The sequence below is a fragment of the Phycisphaeraceae bacterium genome (genome assembly GCA_019454185.1).
Classification (GTDB): domain Bacteria; phylum Planctomycetota; class Phycisphaerae; order Phycisphaerales; family UBA1924; genus JAHBWV01.
Window position 1 is genome coordinate 1 of sequence record CP075368.1, and the last position, 23,086, is coordinate 23,086.

The window sequence follows — 23,086 nt, forward strand, 5'->3', positions numbered from 1 at the left end:
CCCCTCTGCCCCTCTGCCCCTCTGCCCCTCTGCCCCTCTGCCCCTCTGCCCCTCTGCCCCTACTTCCTGATCCTCACATCCACCACGATCGGCAGGTGGTCGCTTCCTGCCGAGTCCATGCGATCAAGCCCCATCCGCGCCAGTGCGGCATCGCTCAGCCGTCTCGTATCGATCGCGAACGCGTTCAGCACCTCGCTCCCCGCATCGCTATAAAGCACCCAGTCCAGCCGCCCCGGCGTGAACTGCGTGTTCCAGTCCACCCACGTGTAGGTCGAGCGATCACCCAGCACACGCACCGGAGCCGCCGCGAGGCCCGATCCGTCCACATCCAGCCCTCTGCCGATCTCGTCGAGTGGTGCGCGCGTGCCGACCAGGTTCATATCGCCGCCGATCACACGCACCCACGTCGGGTCTGAGGCCATGGCCGCGCCGAGTGTCGTGGCGATCGCTCGGGCCTCGGCGATACGCGTGACATCCTCGGGGCTGCCGGCAGAGCCGCAGCACTTCAGGTGCGTGCTACCAACGACGATGTCGCCGATCGGCAGCGGCACAATACCCGCCACAAACCGCGCGCCATGATCGCGCCCGTTGTGCGGAAACTCCACGCCATCCTTGATCAGCGGCGTGATCGGGTGCGGCGCAACGATCGCGATCCCGCGCGACTTGCCGTGCAGGGCGTGCCACGATCCCGTCGGGCTGTCGATCCGCTCCGTGAACCAGCGAGCGATCTGCGCCGGCTCGTCGGCGACCCATTCCTGGATGAGCACCACATCCGGTCGAACCGACTCGATCACCCGCACGAAGCTCGCAGGGTTCTTCTCCGGAGAGTTCCAGAGCACGTTCCAGTTCAGCACGCGGATCGAGCCCTCCGGCTTGCCCGGCAGCACTACGTCCGACAACGCGGGCTGATCAGCGGCAGCGGGCTTCGTTGCAAGGAACGCGTCCGACCAACCACGGATCTGCCCGTCTTTGTCCGCGAGCGTGATGACGCCCTCCCACGGCCCGGCCTCTTCGAACGTGCTCGTATCCGTGCCTGTCGCGACATGGCGCGAGATGCGCACCTCGTACCAACCCGAGGCATACGTCGGCGTGAAGAGCAGATCGAGAGCCGCCGTCGGGATGCGGGTCCTTGTGCCGGATGCGTCAACGATCGCAGCCGCCGCGCCGCTCGCCAGCGTTCCGTCCGGCTTGCGAGGCGAGAAGGCGATCTCAAGATCCACGCCCATTCCCGCGGCATCGATCGGGTCGAGCAGCGTTGCGCCGGTCCCGCCGTTGCCGTCAATATCCAGATGGATCGTCACGGTCTGATCGGAGGCCTGCAGCGCGCGCGGCTCTCCTTCAACACTGAATCTCAGATAGAAATACTGATCGTCAGCAAATGCCACCGTCTCGCGAGGCCACTCCGAGATGTCGCCATCCATCACGACGGGGCCGGACCACGGCTGATTCGACGTGCGCCCTCCCATCAGCCCGAGCACGCCAGAGCCGGCGCGCGGCTCTGAACTCGATCCGCCCGACTCACACCCAGCGAGCGATGCAAAGGAGCCCGCGATGAGCACAAGCAACGCGGCACGAGAACGCAGGAAGGAACGATTCGCACACGATCTCATACGCACTGCCTCCGCGGAGAGGGATGGAGCACCCGCCCGGTGACCTGGGCCGTCCGATCCGAGGGAGCCGGGCTGGCATTGTTGGATGCTCGCGCCCACGCATCCGGGGATTTACTCGGTCACGAGTTCGATCCAGTCAAGATTGAACAAATAGCCCGGGCCGCCCCGGAAAACCAGCCACAAATCGTGCGTTCCTCCGGGCGAGACGACGGGCGCCTCGATCTCCTGCCACGTCGTCCACCCGCCGGTTGTCGGCACCTCGATGATGCCGATCAGCTGCCCCTTGACGCCGCCAAGGCGTGCCTCGATCACGCCGCCCCGTGTCGCCGAAGCGATGCGCACGCGGATCGCGCGCACACCGTCCATGCGTACCGGGCTGAACGATGCGTTGTCCTCGTTCTCGATGAAGGCCAGAGCGGTCGTCTGTGCGCCGGTGCTGTCGCTCTTGGTCTCGACCTGTGTTCCCTTCGATGTCGTCGCTCGCTCCGCCTCGATGCGCCGCAACTGGAGCGTCACATCGGCCCGGCCGGTCAGCGCGCCGACCCCGGGCGCACCGCCATCGGTGTACGAGGCCCGCAGCACGATCTGCGGCTTCGTGTTCGGATCGCCCTCCGGCTCCGGACCGAGCAAGAGCTCACCCGAGAGGTCGCTCGCACGATCGATCACCGTCACGAGATTGCCCCGCTTCAATCCGAGCTCAACCGAGACGCGCGCGAGATCGATCTTTGAACCGTCCTCCTGGTCCTCGACGCGAAGCCGATAGCGAACACGCTCGCCCTCGCGCACCAGCGTTCCCTGCGCGGGAGACTCGAATCGCAGCCGCGGCGCAGTGTTCCCCGCGTGGATCGTGATGTGCCCCTCGCCCGCGATCCCACCACTGTCGGTCGCACGAACCCGAACACGCCTCACGCCTGGCTCGGTGAACGTGTGCGCCGCGCGTATCCCCTTCGCGTCAGTCGCGCCGTCCCCGTCAAAGTCCCACTCGATCGAGAGAGGGCCGTTCCCGCCCGCTCGCGATCTCGCCACGCTCGCAGAGGCGTCGAACTCGACCCGCAGCGGCACCGCGCCGTTGGTCACACTCGCGCTCGCCACCACACGCGGCGGGCGATTCCCCGACGCGTGATAGTCGATGCGAGAGATCCGCGAGTCGGTGTTCAGGCCCCCGAACTCGCTTCCCCACTCGATCAGATACAGCCGCCCATCCGGTCCCATCTCGAGATCGTGCGGCCTCAGGAACGGGACGCTGGACAAGAACGGCTCGATCTCCAGCACACCCCCGTCATCGTCCGTGCGCACCGCGTACAACCGCCCTCTCGCCCACTCATACATGAAGGTCGCGCCGTCCATCGATGGGGGCAGCGCGTGCGGGCTCAGCGCGCCGTGCCGCTCGCGCAGCCATGACGCACGATACGTCGGACCTCCCATCGCGCACCGCCCGCCCGAGCCCATGACCGGGAACTCCGCCGATCGGCCGTAGGGATACCAGACCCACGCCGGTACGGCAGGCGGGAGGATGCGCGCCCCCGAGCGATTGGGTGAGTCATTGATGGGCGCCGCGACATCGAAGTGCTCACCCGACTTCTTGGTGGCGAAGTCGTACGCGCGGTAGGGCTTGTTGTTCGCGATGACATACGGCCACCCGAAGTTCCCCGCGCGTCGCGCTTGGTTGAACTCGTCGTGCCCGCGCGGTCCGCGTTCGGCGCTCTCAGAGTCCGAGTCCGGGCCGACATCGCCGAAGTACAGCCAGTTCCTGACGGGATCGATGCCGATCCGGAACGGATTGCGGCAACCCATGACATAGATCTCCGGCCTGCCCTCCGTACCGTCGCGCGGGAACAGGTTGCCCTCGGGGATCTCATATCCCCCCTCCCGAAGCGGCCGGATACGCAGGATCTTCCCCCGCAGATCCGAGGTGCTCGCGCTGCTCTTCTGCGCATCCCACGGCATACGGCCCTCGCGCTGATCGATCGGCGCGAAACCGTCGGATGCGAACGGATTGGTGTTGTCACCCGTCGAGAGATACAGAAGGCCATCGGGGCCGAACGCGACCGAGCCCCCGCTGTGGCAGCACTCGAGCCGCTGCGTCGGCACGTCCAGCAGGACGCGCTCGCTCGTCGGGTCGAGCACGTCGTCCAGCAGCGTGAATCGTGAGAGCCGGTTGAGCGACTTCGTCCCGACCGGCGAGTAATAAATGTAGATCCACCCGTTCTCAAGAAAGTCAGGGTCCAGCGTCATGCCGAGCAGGCCGTCTTCGAGCTCTGTCGTCACGTTCAGCGCGCCCGCGATGCGCACGCCGAGTTCTTCCGACCAGACCTTCACGAGGCCGCCTCGCTCGATGTAGACCACACGCCCATCACCCGCCACCGCGAGTTCCATCGGGTCGAGCGTCGCGTCGTCGATGGTCACCACCTCGTAGTTCTCATCGATCGTGCCCCCGGCATCATGCGAAGCCGATGCATCGATGCCCAGAGCCCACGCGATACCCCCCTTCAGATGCTCAAGGAACGCCGGCTCCGCGAACGACTCTTTGGTGTGCCCAAGCCCCGTGTAGAACGATCGACCGCCGTCGTAGAGATGGCACCACGCGATCGGATGATCGAATGGGGGCTCCTTCGACATGATCCCGCCCTCATAACTCGACTCGTCCATGGTCATCAACACATGGACCATGCCGCGAGGGCTCTTCTGGTAGTCGTACCACTCGTCCGTTCTGATCCAGCGAGCCGGCAGGTGACGAGTCGCCGGGTGAGTCCGGTCCACCACGTTGATCGTCGCCCGCTGCGTCGCCGGGTGCGTCTTGAACGCAGCGCCGACAAGGCCCATGTACCACGCCCAGTCGTACTCCGTGTCCGCCGCGGCGTGGATCCCCACCCATCCCCGCCCCGACCTCACAAACCGCTCCATCGCGCCCTGCTGCTCATCGTTCAGCACGTCGCCGGTCGTGCTGAGGAACACGATCACGCCGTACCGACTCAATTGCTCGTCGGTGAAGACCTCGCTCTCCTGAGACCAATCGACCTCAAGCCCCATCTCTCGGCCGATCCGAATGAGAGACTCCGCCCCGACGGCAATGGAGTCGTGCCTGAAGCCCGCGGTGCGGCTGAAGATCAGCATCCCCGAAGGTGGTGCGGCAATCACCGGGCTGCCGATCCCAAGAATGGCGAGCACACACAGCAACATGGACCGAACACGCGACACCGCCAGTATCCTGACTCGTTGAGAGAGCACGCTCATGCTCGCAGCGTACACACCCGCGGGCGACCATGCCCCGAATCCAGCCGCAATGTCGGCCCGGATTGGCCGTTCGGCTGACGGGATCCCCGTCGATGCGCATCCGGTGCTCATCGACCGTGCCAGGTCCTTCCCGCACCCACATCTTTGGATCCCGCTCCACACACCATGACCGCACTCATCGAACTCATCCGCGTTCTTCTCGTCGCGCTCGTGAGCATCGCCGTTCGTGCCGCGGCTGGTTCCGACGGGGTGATCCACACACCCGGCGACATGCCCGACCTGGCATACACGCTCGCATACGAGCCGGGGGAACTCCCCGCGCTCTCGGTTGGTCTCTCCTTCAAGGGCTCGGGAGACGGCGTGAGCACCCTCTCGCTCCCAGAGCAGTGGGGCGGGATCGACGAGCCGGGCAACGACATCGCATCGATAGCGGCATCGGCGGACGATGGCACACCGATCAAGGTGAGCCGCGACGGGCCGCGCACCTGGACCATTTCTCACGCGCCCGGCGCACGCATCACGTGCGAGTACCGGATCGCCCCGGGCAAGCGTGAGCCGTGGAGGCGGGGCAACGACTACCGCACCGTCGTCTCGCCGGAGCTGGTCCACGCGATCGGCAACCTCGCCCTCGCATATCCCGACCACATGCGAACGCCCGAGCTGCGAGACATCGCGCTCGACCTTACGGGCCTTGCGATGCCCGGTTGGCAGGTTGTTTCGTCGCACGGACCCGGCCCGAGCCGGCGCGTCGTCCGCATGCCCGGTGAGAAGTTCCTTCACGCGGCATTCATCGCGGGCAACGGGCGCATGCTCGAGAAGCAGATCGGCCGCAACCGGCTCGGCGTCTACATCCATTCCGACGTGTGGTCCTTCAGCGACGAGACGTTCGCCGACCTTTGCGCCACGATCGTCCGGGCGGAGCGAGACTTCTTCGCGGACCATTCCGATCCGTGGTTCCTCATCAGTCTGGTGCCGCAGGGCAACGCCGCGCCCGGCGGCTACTCCCTCGGCGGGACCGGCCTCACCAACGCCTTCGCGCTCTTCTGCACGCCCAATATGTCTCTGGAGCCGGGGAGCCATCAGCTCCGCAGCGTCCAGCGTCTGCTCGCCCATGAGTACATGCACACGTGGATCGGGGGCAAGATCTCCGTGCGCGACACGCCCGAGCCCCTCGGCTACTGGTTCTCCGAGGGCTTCACGGACTTTCTCGCGCGGCGCGTGCTGCACAAGGCGGGTTTGTGGAACGACGCGGAGTACGCCGCGGACCTTTCTGACGCGCTCGGTCGCTACGACGCGAGCCCGGCGCGGAGCGCGGGCAACAACGCGATCGCCGAGGGGTTCTGGTCCGATCCGACCGTTCGCGATCTGCCGTATCGGCGCGGCGACCTGCTCGCGTTGGCGATCGATGAGCGTATCCGTGCTGCGAACGCATCCGATGAGGGCACACGGACGCTTGAGCACCTGATCCGCGATCTCCTCACGCGCGCGATCGAGAACGGCGAGCATGCGACGACCGACAAGATCCTCGCCCTCATCGAGGCCTACACCGACTCGGACTTCGCGTCCCGCGCTCGCGCGAGCATCAACGACGGGGGCGAGATCCCGATCCCCGAGCGGACCACGGTCCCCGCGCTCGAGCTCACAACGCGGCAGATGCGGTCCTCGGATCCCGGTTTCGACATGGAAGCCACGCGAGTGAGCAGGGTCATCTCCGGCGTTGTCCCGGGCTCGGGAGCGGCCGACGCGGGACTCATGGACGGCATGAAGCTCGTGAGTTTCACGATGAACAACGGCTCGGGTGCCCCGCCGAAGGCCGTCGCGACCATCAAGTCCGATTCCGGAGACGAGATTACCTTTGAGTACGAGGCCGTCTCCCCGCCACGCGCGGTCCGTGCGTATGTGCCAGTGCCGCATCGTCCCGATTGAGTGCATACGAGGGACACTCGGGCGGTAAGATCGGGCATGAGCCCGCGCACCCATGGAGCGGTTCCGTCGCCATCGAACCCATCGGCGGTCGCCATCGTCCGGACGGCGATCGGCCCCCTTCGGTTGTCGGCGACGGCCGAGGGGGTGGCATCCGTTGAGTTTGATGCATCGGAAGCGGAGGACCGGACCGTGCATGGGACAGACCCAGGCGCGGCGAAGGTTCTCCGCGCAGCGATCGACCAGATCGAACGATACTTCAAGGGAACTCTGACGCACTTTGCTCTCCCTCTTGCCCCGGTCGGAACGGACTTTCAGAAACGGGTCTGGAAGCGACTCGGCTTGATCCCCTACGGCTCGACGACGACCTACGGCGAGATCGCTCGGTCGCTCGGCGATGCCAACGCCTCGCGCGCGGTCGGGTTGGCCAACGGGAGCAACCCGATTCCCATCATCGTGCCCTGCCATCGAGTGATCGGGGCCGACGGCGGGCTCACCGGCTTCGGTGGGGGGATCGAGCGGAAGAAGTGGTTGATCGAGCACGAGCGGCGTGTGGCATCGGGGCGGGAGGGCGGGGAGTCCCTACTGTTCTCCGGTCTTGCTCTCTGAACCCATCTGACTCCGAACCGGCGCGGAACCGAGCACGCGCCCGACGGCCATGCCACCCGACACCATCCCCAAAGAGTTCGTCTCGCTGTACGAGAGCGAACGCGCACGGACGCTTCGAACCCGCGCGATCTGGTACTGCGCGATCGCCGTCGGATATCTGCTGCTGAAGCTGCCTCGGGGGATCATGAGCGCGCTGGCGTCGGAGCGGTTCATCGGCCCCTGGGCCCAGGTTGTTTCGGATGCGGCGATCCTGCTGCTGCACGCCGGGACGCTGGTCTACCTCGCGTGGCGTGCGCGGACGCGCGAGTCGCTCGTCCACGTGATGAGCTGGGTGATCGTCGGTGCGTGCATCATCGCCATCATCGCCACGCCGCTGTCCGACAACACGAACCTGATCAAGGATGCGCTGCCGGTCTCGGAGCCGCGTGCGGCGTTCCTGCAGGGGATCGCCACGCTGGTCGCCGTCTTCTTCATCCACTTTGTATCGACGTGGCTCGTCAACCTCTCTCCGAAGGAGGGGCTCGAGCTGATCCTGCCGATCCTGGCGGTGTTCGCGGGCGTGACGCTCTTCATCACCGACACGACGTTCATGCTCAAGCTGACGCTGATCGGGATGGCCCCGCTGGCGGGGCTGCCGGGGTTTGTGTGGTCGTGGTGGCTGCATCGATCGTTCAACGAGCGATTCGTGGCGCGCGAGGCGTCGCGCCGGTACGCGGATGTCACGCGCGAGCTGACCGATGCGCGGACCGTCCATGAGGCGCTCTTCCCGAGGCCGATCACCACCGGTCCGGTGCGGGTGGAGTATCGCTACGAGCCGGCGCAGCAGATCGGCGGGGACTTTGTCTTCATTCATCCTGTGCCCCCTGTGCCGACGCCCAACGCTGATGCGGGTGTGCCGCTGCGGCTCACGACGCTCTCCGATCTGCCGGAGCAGGAGCCGCCGGTTGCTTCTGAGAGCGGGGCTCGCGTGGGCTTTCGGCCGATCTCGATCGTGCTGATCGACGTGACGGGTCATGGGTTCACGGCGGCGCTGGCGGTGAACCGGCTGTTCGGTGAGTTGGAGCGGACGTTTGCGCTCGCGCCGGAGTCGAAGCCGGGTCAGGTGCTCGCGACGCTGAATCACTTCACGGGCGCGCTGCTGGCGACGAAGGGGATCTACGCGACGGCGATCTGCATGAGGGCGGAGCCGGTGGTGGAGGCGGGTGTGGTGGTGGGTGTGGAGGTGAGTTGGGCGAACGCGGGGCATCCGGCGGCGTTGCTGCTGCCTCGCGCGGGGTTCGCGCGCCGCCTGGATGCGACGGCTCCGATCCTGGGCATGCTTGATCCGCCGGTGTTTGATCCCGGGGAGCAGCGTGTGAGATTGGCTCCGGGCGATTCCATTCTTGCGTACTCGGATGGGGCGATTGAGTTGGAGGGTGAGGGGGGCGAGTTGCTTGGTGTCGAGGGCTTCACGCGGATGGTGGAGGCGTGCCGCCGGAGTGAGGCGTCGGGCGAGGGGTTGTGCGACCGGCTGATGCGTGAGATTGAGCCACTGCGGACGAGGTCGGGCAAGCGAGACGACACGCTGCTGGTGCGTGTGACTGCGGCGGAAGGGGTTGCGCGGGTGTGATGCGCGCGCGACAGCGGGCCCGGCTGAGCGGGCGGGCGGGCGGGCCAGATGGGCGGAATGGTGAGTGGTTGGTTTGTGGTTACGCCGCGGGGCGGTCGCGGGCGCGGTGTGAAGGGTCGTGCGCGGCGCGTGTGGAGCCCGCGGCGGCGCGGAGGGAGGGCGGGCTGGGCGCGACGACGGGTGAAACAGAGCCGCGGCGTGCACGATCGGGGGTGATTGTGTGGGAGTCGGGTGCTCGCGATAAGTTGGAAGAAGACCCCGAGCTCGCGAGCTTTTTGCGTCATCGCTTCATTGCCTGTGTGTGTCGATCAAGGATGATGATGGCTTGGATCCATCGACGGACTCGCTCGATGCCGCGCACGTGCGGCGGGATAAGCCCCACATGGTGGGTCATTTCCAGGCGTGCAAACACACGCTCGATCACGCGCCGGAGTGACAGCAGGCCCCTGCCGAAGCCCGTCATGCTCTGCTCCAGCATGTCGATGGCTCGACGGCGGTCCGGATGCGTTCCGGACCGCCGCACGCCGCGACCCACGCGGCAGTCCTTCCGCGGAACCACCAGTTGTCCGCCCTTGCACGCGCAGAGTTCATAGAGCTTCACGCTGTCGTAGTTCGAGTCGGCCAGCACATACCCGTTCAACTCCATGTCTCGCATCATCCGCTTGGCCATCACTGCTTCATGGCAGTGCATGGGCGTGAGACGCCAGGAGACGATCGAGCCCGCGAGATCGCAGATCGCATGGAGCTTGTAGCCGCGCAGTCCCCATGCGCCGAAGGTCGCGGTCCGGTCTCCGGAGTGCGAGGCGACGCGCAGGGCCTTGCCGTCAAGAGCCAGCACCAACGCTCCCGATGCAGAGACCAGATTCTCCGCCTCCGCCGCGGCAAGTAACGCCTGGACGCTGGTGGTTCTCAGCCGCCGGCTCATCCTGCTTGGCGAGGGCAATCGACCACGCCGCCACAACGGCCATGCATCGCGTCGGCACGCCCAGGAGGTGGGTCGTCGGTGCAAGACGGCCCAGAGAAAGGTCAGCACGATGTCCGCATCGGTGAAGGTGAAGCGACCGCCACGCGGGCTCCGATCCAGCTTCCGCACGCTCGCCGCCAACACCCTCCAACTCGCGTTGTCCATGCTCGGTCTCCTGTCTGGCAGCTCCACCAGTGGGACCGAGCATGGCATGAGCCATCAGATCGCGCAAGTCTCCACAATGGAAACACTTGGAACACATGGCGCAAAATGCTCTTGCGCACGGGGCTCCCTTTTGCGGGCGTTGATCTGGAGTGGGTGTGTGGGCGGGTTTAGTGGCGGGCTTCGGTGCTAATGCTCGCGATTCGCGGGCGATGGTGGTCGCGGTGCGGCGGATGAGTTCGGCGTGGCGGTGGAGGGTGCGCTGGTCGGACTCGGGGTCGCGGCCGGTGGGCTGCGGCGCGGGGCTCTCAAGGACGTCGAGGAGTTTGCGGAGTGAGATGGGACGCGCGGTCTGGCCGAGGAGGCGGGCGCGGATGGTGAGGAGCTGGTCGTAGGCGTCGATCTCGGCCTGGACTTCGGGGGTGTTGATGTAGTCGATGAGGGTGAGGAAGGGGATGTTGAGGTGTGCCGCGAGCCGGTCGAGCGGGAGGTTGGCCCTGAGCATGTCGAGGACGAGGAGGTGGGCCCAGCGCTGGCGCGGGGAGATGGGGTCGGCGGTGGCGGCGTTGTGGGGCGATTCGTGTGCGAGGTCGGGTGAGGCGATCATGCGTGGAATGTACGACGCGGCGACGTGGATGCAAGCGCGGCGTGTGTTCGTCACTGACATACGTCTGTCAGTGTCTGTTGGAACAGATAATGGAAGTCGTTGGGGGAGAAGGGGATAGGGGAGGGAGGAAAAAGGGACGGAGGCAGGAAGGCACGAAGGCAGGAAGGGGCGGAGGGAGTGGGTGGGGCCGGTGCGGGCCACTCCACCAAGGAGGCCGCTGCGAGGGGAGCTGTGCCGGGGGCGTCGGTTGTCGCCCCCCACATGACGCGAGGGTGCTCCTCGCCCCGTCACTGTCGATCAACACTTGGTGCTGCCGAGCAGTATCGCCGCATGCTCGCCCTCACATCGCGGACGAGGAGGTAGCGGGAGCGGATCGAGGGTTGATTGACGCGAAGCGACCTTCACCATCGCGGCGCGAGTCGATGACAAGCGATGGTCGAGCGCACAGCGATGCGCGCAGCGCGAGGGTCCGCCGGAACAGATGCGGGTTGCTCGCGTCCGATGATTACGCTCGCGTGGCGCGGTCGCAGATGTCGAGGAGGTGAGAGACGAACAGAACGGTCGACGCCCACTCGTCACCGATCTGTGTCGTTTCATGGTCCCAGCGGACGAGTCTGGCGTCGTCGGGCATCAGGGGGTCCTGTCGCCGGAAGGCGTACCAGTCCCCGTAGGGTGTGCACGCGACCACCAGATCGTCCGTGCTCGGCTCATCCTCCGGCGTCCCCGCGCCGGGTTCATACGCGAGCCATGTATTCCATTCCGGGGGCTGCATGGAGAAATCGAAGGACTCGCCGGTGTCCGGGTCGGCGAACGACGTCTCCAGTGGCAGGAATGGGGCCAGACGCTGCCACGAGAGAGGAGTCTCTGAGAACAGTGGGGATGCGGCGATCTCCTCAAACTCGCCGCTTCCGCGGGCCACGTCCCACGGGAGCGAGCCGGCGGCGTGACGAGTCGAGAGGTGATCGATCGCGGCCTCCACGCTCGCAAACCTCATGGGTTGAGAAACGGGCGATCGAGAGCCGATCGATCGCTGCCGTCTCAGCAACTCTGTCGACGCTTCGTCTGGTGTGTAGACGGGAGGGGGCAGCGGACCGGCGATCATGCGATCGAGAATCGCGGAAACGGATTTCGCCGCGGGAAGAGTTGCGATCGGCAGAAACCGACGCGGCTTCATTGCCCCCGACTCGATGAGAGCCAGTCTTGCTCTCGCGTTGCAGCAGATGGACCTGACGGGCCTTCCCTTGTGCCCCGGTCCGGTGTCGGGCTTGAATCCCCAGCCGCTGTACGCGAAATCGGTGGGCGGCAAGTGCTCGCGCACGAAGCGAGTCGGACCGGCGACGCGGAAGTGGGGCGTGGTCGGGCGAGCGAGAGCCGTCGCGGCGTCGGAGCGCAACACGGTATCGTCGCGGAGATGCGGAAGCCACGCGATCGGCTCGCCCCAGCGACGGGAGAGATCGAACCCCTGCTTCACCTTTGCGGCGTCGAGTTTGACCGGATCGATGAGCGGATGGTCAAGGCCGCGGCCGATCGGACGCTCCGCGTACATCTCGTACCATGGCATCGGGTCCTCGGGACGCGCGTCCTCAAGGGGAAGCCACGCCAGCCCCGTCAAACCGCAATCGACCGCCGCGCGACGGAATGTCTCGGATGCGACACGCTGCCCCTCGCGCCAGCCGAAGTGTGATGATGTGGCGGGGCGTCTGGGCGACTTGAACTCGCCGGGTCCGGTCTGAAGCTCGAACCACGCTGCGGGGTCGTCGACGCGGGGCGGGGGCTCCTCGATCCATGCCGCCTTGAGAGCCAGGGTGCGTGTGAGCTGGGACTCCGCGAGCGCCGCAAGAAGGGACGGCAGGCGCGAATCATCGAGGGGGATCCTGTAGAAACTCTCGGCTATCTTGAGCCCGAATTGAGCCAGGAACTCGGCCAGTGCGACGTCGCGCTGCGTCACGGTCATCCGACCGGGGGCGGCCAGCGACTCGTGGTACGGACCGTCGAACGCGTCAATGCACAAGACGGCAATCGATCTCGGAGGCGGCGTCCACTCGAACATCGGGAGACTCCTCTACTCAGGTGACCCGATCTTCCTTCGCGATGCCGAGTGCGGGGCGGGTTCAGGCGGCGCGCGGTACTGGTGCGGTTCGCTTTCGAACCGACAGCAACGCCACTCCCGCGGCGATCTCGATCGTGCCGGCGGTGAGGAGGAAGAGTCCTCGAATCAGGTTGTGGCTCGTAATCTGATGGTCGAACTGGCTCCATAGCGCTGGTACCGCCGATGGGTCGTCTTCCGCGATGTTCAGCTCAATCAGCGTGGTGTAGCCCTCGTGAAGCAGCATTCCCGTGACTCCCATCTCGCCAACACCGAACGCGGGCAGAGCAAGGCACAACAAGAGTGTGAATGCGCCGATGATAAGGAGTAGTCTGCCCGACGTGAGCGCGATTCGCCGCCAGCAGAAGCAGGCAGCGGTTTGCAAGCACCCGGTCCCGAGCAGGAAAGCCGTCTCCCACAGGCGCTTCTTCGCCATGTGCTGCTCGAGCCCTTGGATCATCGTGGAGGTGCCGGAGGTCTCGCCCTTCGCTACGCCTTGCGCTACAAGTGAGCGATACCACGCATCTACGCGAGCTGTCACTGTGGCATACTCGCCGATGCCCAGTGGCCACCAAACCAATCCCAGCAGCAGCGTCGCAATGCCGGAAATGAGGAGGATGCGGCGCATGGATCTCATCGCCAGACGTTTCGCCGTGATGCCGAGGACGGACGTTGATCACATCGAATTGGCACGCATGGATCGTTCACGCGACCAGCGTGCTGTGCGGACTCCGCCGCGTAGAGGATCGCGGCGTGGATGTCGTCGCGTGTGAGTTGTTGGAACTGCTTGAGGATATCGTCGACCGAGTAGTCAACGAGACTGGCGACGAGCGTGGAGACGGCAATACGGGTGCCCTTGATCGTGGGCTCACCGTGGTGGATGGCGGGATCACAGACGATGCGTGCACGCCAGGGTTGTGCGGTTGGTGGAGTCATGGGAGGGTCTCGCGAGACAGCATACTCGAACGGAGCGGCCTGCGAAAGGACTTAGATCACCCGATCTTCTTTCGCGATGCCGAGAGCGGGGCGGATGTCGACCTGCACGACGACCTCGCGGCCGGCCTTGTCGCGCTGGAGTGACTTGGCGGTGTCGGGATCGACGTAGTCGGAGTGGCAGGAGAGTTTGGGGGATTCGGCATTCGCCACTCGGGATTCGGCATTCGCAGCATGGCCTGTCGAATGCCCGATGCCCAATGCCGAATGCCCGGTTCCTGATGCCGAGTGCCCAGCCATCGCCTTCTTGGTCTTCGACGCAAGTTTGTGGATTTCGTCGGGGGAGAGGACGCCGCGTTTGGCGAGGATTTCCTGCTGTTCGGGCGTGAGCGCGGCGGACTTGACGGGTGCGCCGGCGCGGCCGTTGGCGCCGACGCGTTCGAAGCCGTCGGCCTTGCCGGAGGCGAATTCCTGGATTTCTTTCGAGATGCGGACGGAACACCAATCGTGGCCGCACATGGCGCAGAAGTCGGTATCGACGTCGAGGTCCTCATCGTGGTACGCGCGGGCCGTGTCGGGGTCGAAGGAGAGCTCGAAGTGCTTCTCCCAGTTGAGCGCGGCGCGGGCCTTGGTGAGTTCATCGTCGCGGTCGCGTGAGCCGGGGATGCCGAGGGCGATGTCGGCGGCGTGTGCCGCGATCTTGTAGGCGATGCACCCCTGCTTCACGTCGTCTTTCTTTGGGAGGCCGAGGTGTTCCTTGGGTGTGACGTAGCAGAGCATGGCCGCGCCGTGGTAGGCCATGGCGGTTGCGCCGATGCAACTGGTGATGTGGTCGTAGCCGGGGAACATGTCGGTCACGAGCGGCCCGAGCACATAGAACGGCGCGCCGTGGCAGAGCGTGCGCTGGATCTTGGCGTTCCACTCGATCTGATCGAAGGGGACGTGGCCGGGGCCTTCGATCATGACTTGGACGCCCTTGCGCCAGGCGCGCTCGGTGAGTTCGCCGAGGGTTTCGAGTTCGGCGATCTGGGCGTCGTCGGTGGCGTCGGCGAGGCCGCCGGGGCGGAGTCCATCGCCGATGGAGAAGGTCACGTCGTACTGGCGGAGGATGTCGCAGATGTCCTCCCAGTGGGTGTACATGATGTTTTCTTCGTTGTGGACGAGCATCCACTTGGCCAGGAGCGAGCCGCCTCGGGAGACGATGCCGATGAGGCGGTTCTTGACGTACTTGAGGTGCGCGCGGCGGACGCCGGCGTGGATGGTGAAGTAGTCGACGCCCTGCTGGGCCTGGTGGTGGAGGGAGGCCTCGATGGTGGGCCAGTCGAGGTCTTCGATCTTCTTTCCGATGATCATGGAGTAGATCGGGACGGTGCCGATGGGGACTGTGGCGTTCTCGATAATGGCCTGTCGGCACTCGTCGAGGTTGCCGCCAGTGGAGAGGTCCATGACGGTGTCCGCGCCCCATTTTTCGGCCCACTTGAGTTTCTCGACTTCTTCGTGTGTGCCCGAGGAGACGGGGGACGCACCCATGTTGGCGTTGACCTTGGTTTTGCTGGCGCGGCCGATCGCCATGGGGTCGAGGTTGTGCTTGAGGTGGTTGATGTTGGCGGGAATGACGAGGCGTCCTGCGGCGACCTCGTCGCGCACGGCCTCGGGGCCGCGGCCTTCTGCGAGGAGGGCGAAGTGGGGCTCGCGCTCTGCGACGCGCTTCATCTCGGGGGTGACGATGCCGAGGCGCGCGTGCTCGAGCTGCGTGATGGGCTTGAAGGTCTCGGGGTAGTAGACGATGCGCATGACGCGGCGTGTGTCGAGGAACGAGGCGGCCTTGCAGCCGGGGGGGACGCATGCGGCAGCGTCGGTCGCGGCGCACATGTTGGTGACGGTGCGGAGTGTCCAGCCGTCTGGGAGGAAGTCCCAGGCGGTCTTGGTTGAGGGCGCGGGCATGCCGGGGGCGTCGGGGGAGGAGAACATGAGGGGGCCGCCGAGGTCGGGCTTGTTGGCGAAGGAGCCGGGGGTGGTGACGCCGGGTGTGTTGCCGGGGTTGAGGCCGCCTCGGAGGGGGGCGGAGAAGCGGGAGATGGGTCGGGAGTCGGCGGTGGGTGCGGGTGTGTGTGGGTGGGTGTATGCGGTCATGTGCGGCTCCTTGCGTGAGCGCGTGGGGTGGTGCGTCGATTCTCGGAGAGAAGTTTCGGATGCGGGTCGGCTTGGAGGGTGGATGGGTCCAAGTCGTCGCTTTCCCTCCGCCGGTGCGAACCGGATCAGGTTCAACGGGTGCGTCTCAGCGGCGGCCGTGGGTTCGGCTGCCGCGCCCCGAGCGTTGAGTGGTAAGAGTAGGTCGAGTGCGTGCGAGCGGTGGCGTGCGTTGGAGGTGGATATGTCGGACCAGTTGCTCCGTTTCCGAGTCTCCGCGGCGTTCGGTTTGTTGGGCTTCGTTGGGTTAGGAGGTGTTCTGGGCGGGGCGGCGTTGGTGGCGGAGGAGAGGGTGCCGCCACCGGAGGCGGGCTCGACGGCGATCATCTGTCACGCGTCGGAGCCGGGTCGACGGTTGCTGGTTTCGGGCGTGGTGGTGGATGAGTCGGGGAGGCCGGTGCGGGGGGCGACGGTGAGCGCGTACAACACAGACGCGTCAGGCCTTTACAACCCGAGAAACTCGGACACGCGCGAGCCACGCATCAGCGGGGAGGTCAAGAGCGATGCGCAGGGGCGGTTCCAGTTCCTGACGGTCTATCCGGGCCCGTATCCGGAGATCGCCGAGCCCGCCCATGTTCATTTCGGCGCGACAGCGCGGCGTTTCAAGCAGGCATGGGCGACGATCTGGATCGAGGGTGATCCGCTGATCACGGCGGAGCGGAAGGCGTGGGAGGAGCAAGACGAGGAGACGCGGGTTGTGCCGGCCGAAAGCATCGAGGGCCTTGCGTTTGCGCGGGTGACCATCGTGATGAAGCGAGACTGAGGCGCCCGGGTCAAAGGGAAAGTGTCTCGGATTCGTGAACCTCGCCCGGCTCGGTAGCGACTGGTGATCCAGAATGGGGACCATGGATCGCATGCCCGACCGGACGCCCGACCAGATCTATGACGAGTGGCTCGTCATTCGTTCGCAGGACGGAGAGGTCGCCGCGCTCACGGAACTGGTGTCACGCTGGAACGGGCGGCTCATCGGCTTTGCGATGGGGTTGACGGGTGAAGAGGCGGCAGCGCTGGACGCGGTGCAGGGGGCGTGGCTGGTGGCGGCGCGGGATATCGGGAAGCTGCGGGACCCGGCGCGATTCGCGTCATGGATGCTTCGGGTGGTGGGGAATCGATGCGCGGATCTTGCTCGGCGAGAGTCGCGTCGGCGTCGCACCGAGCGGGCGCGGGCATTCGAGAGCGATCGCCGAATCACGAACCCGGAGGAAGTGGCTGGCGACAGTGACGAGAGCGAGCGCGTGAGGCGGGCGATCCGCACGCTGGGGAACGCCCAGCGGGAGATCCTCGGGCTGCATCACGGCGCGGGGATATCGGTGTCGGCGATCGCGTCGATGCTCGGTGTGCCGGAGGGAACGGTGAAGTCTCGGTTGCACGCGGCTCGGAGCGAACTCAGGACGATTCTCGAAAGGAGAACAACATGAACGCGAATCAGGGCAACATGAACGAGCGGGAGATGGACGAGGCGATCCACCGGGCGATGCGATCGGGGGCGACCGAGCCGCCGCTGCTCACGCAGGTGGCCGAGGCGATGGCCGGACGTTCCTGGTGGCTCAACCTGCTCGCGGTGCCGTTGATGTTCGCGTTCTTCGGTGTGTGCGTCTGGTCGGCGGTGCGGTTCTTCGGCGAGACGCAGACACGCGAGCAGATCATGTGGGCTGTCGTGTTTCTGTTCAGCACGCAGAGCATCGCGATGCTGAAACTCTGGTACTGGATGCTGATGAATCGCAACGCGGTGACGCGCGAGGTGAAGCGGCTGGAGTTGCAGGTGGCGCGGCTGGTCGAGCGGGGATCGGCTTCATGAGCGCGATCCTCGGGCGTGACAACCGGGCGGGCGTCGGCATCTGAGAGGGATATGAGCATGCACCCCACCGGCATCCATGAGACGATTCTGTACGGCGAGGATCTTGATGCGATGGAGCGGTTCTATCGGGAGGTGGTGGGGCTGCGGATGGTGAGCAGGGTGGAGGAGCGCAGCCGCGGGTTTCGGGTGAGTGCATCGCAGGTCTTGCTCGTGTTCCGGGCGAGTGTGACGGGGCTGGGCCATCCGATGGTGCCGACGCACGGGGCGACGGGCGAGGGGCATGTGGCGTTCACGATCGAGCGTGGGACGTATGAGGCGTGGCGGGGGCGGCTGGAGGGCGCGGGTGTGGCGATTGAGAGGGAAGTGAAGTGGGAGCCGTTGGACGGCGTGGAGCGGGGGAGGTCGCTGTACGTGCGCGATCCTGCGGGGAATTCGGTGGAGTTCATCGAGGGGGAAGTGTGGCCGGCGTGAGGTGGAGAGGGCGTGGGGGTGGTTGCGCGTTGAAACCGTGGTGGGGGGTCTCCGAGTAATGGGGCGAGCGGAAGGTGACCGGGCTGGGCGGCCGCGTGGGTGCGGTTGGCGGCTCCGGGGCCGCTCTTGGTACGATGCGGCACCGGAGGTCGGCCATGCTCGACATGTTTATCTCGGGTCAGGCGGCGTGGTTCGGTGTTCCCGCGGTTGCGGGGACGCTGATTTTCATTTTGAAGTTGGTGCTGATGTTCGTGGGCGGTGAGACGATGGAGCTCGACACGGACATCGACGCTCCGTCTGATGGTGCGCTCGACGGGAGCGAGAGCACGGGGGCGTTCAAGGCGTTGTCGCTGCAGAGCATCGCGGCGTTCTGCATGGGATTCGGGTGGGGCGGGCTGGGTGTGTATCACGGGTTGAACGCGGGGATCATGATGAGCGTCGTCGGTGCGATCGGCGGCGGTGTGCTGATGGTGTGGGTGCTGGCGATGCTGCTGCGGGGGCTGCTGGCGCTTCAGAGCGACGGGACGGCATCGATGCGGAGCGCGATGGGGGTGGAGGGTGATGTGTATGTGACGGTTCCGAGCGCGGGTGCGGGGCGCGGCCAGGTGAGGATCGTGGTGAGCGGGCGTCAGCGGATCGTGAACGCGATCACCGAGGGTGAGGCGTTGCCGACATCGGCGCGTGTCAGGGTTGTGAAGGTCAACGGGGATAACACGGTGCTCGTGGTTCCGGCCGGGTAAGTCCGGCGCGGGCGTGAGATGTGCGGAATTGAATCGGCACGGCGCGCGAGCGCTGATGAGGGAGGTCTGGACGGATGAACGAGATTCTGAGCGTGATTGCGGCGGTTCCGGCGCGGAGCGCGAACCCGGCCTGGTTCTTCGGGATCATCGGCGCCATTCTGCTACTGTTCCTGTTTGTGGTGATCCTGCTGGCGACGAGGTATCGCAGGTGTCCGTCGAACCGGATTCTGGTGATCTACGGCAAGGTGGGGACGAACAAGGCGTCGCGGTGTCTGCACGGCGGCGGCGCGTTCGTGTGGCCGCTGATCCAGGACTTTGCGTATCTGTCGCTGGAGCCGATGGTCATTGATATCCCGCTGGAGGGCGCGCTGTCATTGAACAACATCCGCGTGAACGTGCCCTCGACGTTCACGGTGGGTATCTCGACGGATCCGATGCTGATGAATCTCGCGGCGGAGCGGTTGCTGATGCTCTCGCCCCAGCAGGTGAGGGATCAGGCGCAGGACATCATCCTGGGGCAGTTGCGTCTGGTGATCGCGACCCTGACGATCGAAGAGATCAACAAGGATCGCGAGAAGTTCATGACGCTGATCAACGAGAACGTCGAGCAGGAGATCAACAAGATCGGTCTTGTGCTGATCAACGTGAACGTGCGGGACATCACGGACGAGTCGGGGTATATCCAGGCGATCGGCAAGCGAGCGGCGGCGGAGGCGATCAACCGCGCGAAGGTGGAGGTTGCGCAGCAGGAGCAGTCGGGCGCGACGGGCGAGGCGATCGCGGTTCGCGAGAAGACCGTGAACGTGACGCGTGAGCAGACCACGGCGATCCAGGCGCAGAAGAACCTTGAGCAGGAGCAGCGCGTCAAGGTGGCGGCGTACGAGGCCGAGGCCGTGAAGGGCGAGGTCGAGGCGCAGCGGAACCGCGAGATCGCGGTGGCGCAGCGCGAGGCGGAGACAGTCGCGGCGAAGAAGCTCGCGGAGCAGGAGCAGCGCATCCGCGTCGCGGAGGCGGAGGCGACGGCGACGACGGGCGAGAACGGATCGCGAGCGACGATCGCGGAGAGCAACGCGAAACTGGCGGAGATCCAGGCGGAGGCGAGCAAGCGGGCGCAGGTGGCGCAGGCCAAGGCGCAGGAAGCGGTCATGCTGGCGCAGCGCGACGAGGAGTTGGCACGTTTGGCGAGGGATCAGATCGCGCCGCAGGAGATCGAGAAGCGGCGGATCGAGATCGCGGCCGAGGCCGAGGCGGAGAAGGTGCGTCGTGAGGCGCAGGGCGAGGCGGACGCCATCCTCGCGAAGTATGAGGCCGAGGCGAAGGGTGTGAAGCAGGTGATGGAGGCGAAGGCGGAGGGATACCGGAAGTTGATCGAGGCGTGCGGGAGCGACCCGGCGGTGGGGCCGACGCTGCTGCTGATCGAGCAGTTGCCGAATCTTGTCGAGCACCAGGTGAAGGCGATCCAGGGGCTCAAGATCGACAAGATCACCGTGTGGGACACGGGCAGCGGTGGCGATGGCCGCAACACGACGGCGGACTTCCTGTCGGGGCTTGTCGGTTCGCTGCCTCGCCTGCATGAGCTAGCGAAGCAGGCGGGGATCGAGTTGCCTTCCGCGCTCGGGAAGCTGGCGGAGCGGGACTCGAAGCCGATGCCGCGGCGCGGGGGGGGAGGCGGCGGTGGCGGCGGGGATCGCGGCGCGGGCGGCGGTTCCGGCGGGGGTGAGGGTGGCGAGCCGACGTAAGCAGCGCGGATGAATCGTGAAATGGTGTGAATGGACGCTCTCGGACGAGTCCGGCGGCGTCTTTCTCTTTGAAAGTGAAGACGGGGATGTGCGAATGGCGCATCCGGTGTGGTCCCGGCGTTTGGCGTGATTGCGAGAACGCGTGCCGCGGGACGGATGAGCGAAAGGAGGGTCTTGCGATGTGCATGCAGCATGCGGGCGCGAATGGCGCGATGTCGACGGATGAGTTCGGTGCGAGGTTTCTCGGATGGCTGAACGGCGGGGCGTTGATGCTGATGATCTCCGTCGGTCATCGGACGGGGCTTCTGGATGCGATGGGTCGGTTGGGGGGAACGCCCGCGACATCGGCCGAGATCGCTTCGGCGGCGGGGCTGAGCGAGCGATATGTGCGTGAATGGCTGGGTGCGATGGTGACCGGGGGCGTCGTGCTGCACAAGCGAGAGGATGGGACGTATGTGCTGCCCGCCGCGCATGCGGCATTGCTCACGCGTGCATCGTCTCCGAACAATCTGGCGGGGACAGCGCAGTGGCTTGCGGTGCTGGGGAGCGTCGAGGGTCTTGTGGTCGAGGCATTTCGGCACGGGAAGGGGATTCCGTACGAGGCGTATGGGGAGCGCTTTCACGATGTGATGGCCGAGGAGAGCAACCAGACCACGATCGGAGGGCTGGACGAGCACATCCTGCCGCTGGTGCCGGGGCTGGTTGAGCGTCTGGAGCGCGGCGCGAGGGTTGTCGATGTGGGGTGCGGGAAGGGTCTTGCGATGGTCCATCTCGCGGCGAGGTTCCCGCGGAGCGAGTTCGTGGGCGTCGATCTGTCGCGTGTGGCGATCGAGGCGGGGATGCGCGAGGCGAGGGCGCGCGGGCTGGGGAATGTGCGTCTTGCGGCGGGGGATGTGACGAGTTTCGGCGAGTCGAGTGAGTTCGATCTCGTGACGGCGTTCGACGCGATCCACGATCAGTCACGTCCGGCGGAGGTGCTGGCGAACATCCGGCGGATCCTGCGTCCGGGCGGGACGTTCCTGATGCAGGACATCAGCGCGCGCAGCGCGGTGGCGGACAACATGGACCTTCCGCTTGGCCCGTTTACGTACACGATCTCGTGCATGCATTGCATGAGCGTGTCGCTGGCTGGTGGGGGGCCGGGGCTCGGGGCGGCGTGGGGCCGGGAGCTGGCGATCTCGATGCTCGCGGATGCGGGATTCGAGGACGTTCGGGTGCATCAGCTTGCGCACGACATCATCAATCTGTACTACGTGTGCGCGGGGTGATCGCTGCCGGGTTCCTGGGTGGCTTCGCGGACGGTCTGCGCGTCGCGCTCGCCGGACTTGTGGAATGAGAGGCGGGCCTTTGTGTACTGCTCGGGCGAGACGTTGAGGTCGGGCTCGATGCCCTGCTGGTGCTGGGCGTGGAGGTGCTTGAGGAAGGGGACGCACCACTGGCAGCCGGTGCCCGCGCCGAAGCACTCTGAGAGGAGTGAGGGGACGGTGGGGTTGTGGACGCGGAGATAGGTGCGGAGCTTGCGGAGCGAGACGTGGAAGCAGAGGCAGACCTTGTCGTCGGGGTCCATATGAGAGGATTATAAGTGGATGAGAGGAGATGCTGAAGTCAGGGACTCAGCATCGAGAGTATGTCCACCGCACCCTCGGCCTCGGGGTGTGGGGCGATGAAGTCTGCGTGGCGTTTGATCTGGTCCTGCGCGTTGGCGGGGCAGGCGAACCAGGCGACGTGCTCTCGGATGGCGAGGTCGCTGGTGGTGTCGCCGATGCCGGCGAGCCGATCTCGGGTGAGGCCGGTTCGCTGTTTCAGGCGGGCGAGCCCGGTGGCTTTGCTGACGTGTGCGAGGTCGCAGTTGATGTAGAGCCACGTCATGGAGACGCGGAAGGTCCACGCTTCGCGCGCGAAGGTGCGTTCGAGGTCGGGGACGAGGAGGCGGAGGGTGTCGGTATCGGTGTGGTAGAGGGAGATGGATGCCGCCTTGCCGGGCTGGATCGTCGCGCCTTTGGGCCCGAGGTCGGTGCGGACCCAGCGGGATGCCTCGGCGACCATCTCGAGGTGGCGCTCGGTGATGGCGGGGTCCATCAGATACTCGTTGGTGATGGGGTCGTACATCCAGACGCCGTTCTCGCAGATGATCGGGAGGGTCCGGTTTCCGATCAGGCGGCACATCGCCTCTGCGAATGGTAGCGGGCGACCGGAGCAGAGCGTGACGACCGGGCGGTCGTGCCGGTGCTGGGCGATGTGGTTGTGGGCGGCGATCTTCGCGAGCGAGGGGGCATCCATCGGGCCGGAGTGTTCCGGGCTGAGGCACCCGTCGATGTCGCAGATCACGGCGTCGTAGCGTCGAGCGGGGTGTGGGGGCGTGCCCGGGTTCTCTGGGTGTGTGTCGGTCGTCATTCGGGGTGGTTCTGGGG

The 23,086-nt window shown here is 66.0% G+C and carries 20 protein-coding genes and 1 riboswitch; of the genes, 10 read left to right on the forward strand and 10 right to left on the reverse strand.

Annotated features, from left to right (window positions below):
* Nucleotides 1-59: 59 nt before the first annotated feature.
* Nucleotides 60-1,610 (reverse strand): endonuclease/exonuclease/phosphatase family protein, encoded by a 1,551-nt coding sequence (locus KF838_00005; GenBank protein ID QYK48250.1) that lies wholly within the window; start codon nt 1,608-1,610, stop codon nt 60-62.
* A gap of 111 nt (nt 1,611-1,721) precedes the next feature.
* Nucleotides 1,722-4,844 carry a ThuA domain-containing protein gene (locus KF838_00010; protein QYK48251.1) on the reverse strand — a complete coding sequence of 1,041 codons (3,123 nt, stop codon included), beginning with the start codon at nt 4,842-4,844 and terminating at the stop codon, nt 1,722-1,724.
* A 165-nt stretch (nt 4,845-5,009) separates the two neighbouring features.
* Here KF838_00010 and KF838_00015 point away from each other — a divergent pair, with 165 nt between their 5' ends.
* The 3 genes from KF838_00015 to KF838_00025 are packed head-to-tail and all read left to right on the forward strand — an operon-like array spanning nt 5,010 to nt 8,985.
* Nucleotides 5,010-6,770, forward strand: a complete 1,761-nt coding sequence (locus tag KF838_00015) for a hypothetical protein (GenBank protein QYK48252.1) — start codon at nt 5,010-5,012, stop codon at nt 6,768-6,770.
* 36 nt (nt 6,771-6,806) lie between these two features.
* Nucleotides 6,807-7,376, forward strand: a complete 570-nt coding sequence (locus KF838_00020; GenBank protein ID QYK48253.1) for a methylated-DNA--[protein]-cysteine S-methyltransferase — start codon at nt 6,807-6,809, stop codon at nt 7,374-7,376.
* A 49-nt stretch (nt 7,377-7,425) separates the two neighbouring features.
* Entirely contained in the window at nt 7,426-8,985 is a 1,560-nt protein-coding gene (locus KF838_00025; GenBank protein ID QYK48254.1) for a SpoIIE family protein phosphatase, read from the forward strand.
* Between the two features lie 280 nt (nt 8,986-9,265).
* Here KF838_00025 and KF838_00030 read toward each other — a convergent pair whose 3' ends face one another.
* The 6 genes from KF838_00030 to thiC form a co-directional block, all read right to left on the reverse strand.
* Nucleotides 9,266-9,910, reverse strand: a complete 645-nt coding sequence (locus tag KF838_00030; GenBank protein ID QYK48255.1) for a transposase — start codon at nt 9,908-9,910, stop codon at nt 9,266-9,268.
* Nucleotides 9,810-10,778 carry a hypothetical protein gene (locus KF838_00035; GenBank protein QYK48256.1) on the reverse strand — a complete coding sequence of 323 codons (969 nt, stop codon included), beginning with the start codon at nt 10,776-10,778 and terminating at the stop codon, nt 9,810-9,812. Before KF838_00035 ends, KF838_00030 begins: the two co-directional genes overlap by 101 nt.
* A 445-nt stretch (nt 10,779-11,223) precedes the next feature.
* A complete protein-coding gene (locus KF838_00040; protein ID QYK48257.1) occupies nt 11,224-12,768 on the reverse strand; it encodes a hypothetical protein in 1,545 nt (514 codons plus the stop codon).
* 61 nt (nt 12,769-12,829) lie between these two features.
* Complete coding sequence (locus tag KF838_00045; protein QYK48258.1) at nt 12,830-13,432, reverse strand: hypothetical protein; 603 nt, start codon at nt 13,430-13,432, stop codon at nt 12,830-12,832.
* Nucleotides 13,433-13,437: 5 nt separating this feature from the next.
* Complete coding sequence (locus KF838_00050; protein QYK48259.1) at nt 13,438-13,740, reverse strand: DUF433 domain-containing protein; 303 nt, start codon at nt 13,738-13,740, stop codon at nt 13,438-13,440.
* Nucleotides 13,741-13,791: 51 nt separating this feature from the next.
* On the reverse strand, nt 13,792-15,681 hold the full coding sequence (thiC, locus tag KF838_00055; GenBank protein QYK49798.1) for a phosphomethylpyrimidine synthase: 1,890 nt from the start codon (nt 15,679-15,681) through the stop codon (nt 13,792-13,794).
* Between the two features lie 273 nt (nt 15,682-15,954).
* Nucleotides 15,955-16,060: riboswitch (TPP riboswitch) on the reverse strand.
* A 51-nt stretch (nt 16,061-16,111) separates the two neighbouring features.
* Here thiC and KF838_00060 point away from each other — a divergent pair.
* The 7 genes from KF838_00060 (at nt 16,112) to KF838_00090 (ending at nt 21,943) form a co-directional block, all read left to right on the forward strand.
* Nucleotides 16,112-16,690, forward strand: a complete 579-nt coding sequence (locus tag KF838_00060) for a carboxypeptidase regulatory-like domain-containing protein (GenBank protein QYK48260.1) — start codon at nt 16,112-16,114, stop codon at nt 16,688-16,690.
* Nucleotides 16,691-16,781: 91 nt separating this feature from the next.
* Nucleotides 16,782-17,345, forward strand: coding sequence for a sigma-70 family RNA polymerase sigma factor (locus KF838_00065; GenBank protein ID QYK48261.1), 564 nt, complete (start codon nt 16,782-16,784; stop codon nt 17,343-17,345).
* Nucleotides 17,342-17,725, forward strand: coding sequence for a hypothetical protein (locus KF838_00070; GenBank protein ID QYK48262.1), 384 nt, complete (start codon nt 17,342-17,344; stop codon nt 17,723-17,725). Before KF838_00065 ends, KF838_00070 begins: the two co-directional genes overlap by 4 nt.
* 51 nt (nt 17,726-17,776) lie before the next feature.
* On the forward strand, nt 17,777-18,196 hold the full coding sequence (locus tag KF838_00075; protein QYK48263.1) for a VOC family protein: 420 nt from the start codon (nt 17,777-17,779) through the stop codon (nt 18,194-18,196).
* 155 nt (nt 18,197-18,351) lie between these two features.
* Nucleotides 18,352-18,936, forward strand: coding sequence for an NfeD family protein (locus tag KF838_00080; protein ID QYK48264.1), 585 nt, complete (start codon nt 18,352-18,354; stop codon nt 18,934-18,936).
* Nucleotides 18,937-19,010: 74 nt separating this feature from the next.
* Complete coding sequence (locus KF838_00085) at nt 19,011-20,675, forward strand: hypothetical protein (GenBank protein ID QYK48265.1); 1,665 nt, start codon at nt 19,011-19,013, stop codon at nt 20,673-20,675.
* A gap of 179 nt (nt 20,676-20,854) precedes the next feature.
* Nucleotides 20,855-21,943 (forward strand): class I SAM-dependent methyltransferase, encoded by a 1,089-nt coding sequence (locus tag KF838_00090; GenBank protein ID QYK48266.1) that lies wholly within the window; start codon nt 20,855-20,857, stop codon nt 21,941-21,943.
* Here the strand turns inward: KF838_00090 and KF838_00095 are convergent.
* Together KF838_00095 and KF838_00100 are read right to left on the reverse strand one after the other, a co-directional pair.
* A complete protein-coding gene (locus tag KF838_00095) occupies nt 21,925-22,242 on the reverse strand; it encodes a (2Fe-2S)-binding protein (protein ID QYK48267.1) in 318 nt (105 codons plus the stop codon). The genes KF838_00090 and KF838_00095 overlap by 19 nt on opposite strands.
* Nucleotides 22,243-22,280: 38 nt before the next feature.
* Nucleotides 22,281-23,069, reverse strand: a complete 789-nt coding sequence (locus KF838_00100; GenBank protein ID QYK48268.1) for an HAD family phosphatase — start codon at nt 23,067-23,069, stop codon at nt 22,281-22,283.
* Between the last annotated feature and the right edge of the window lie 17 nt (nt 23,070-23,086).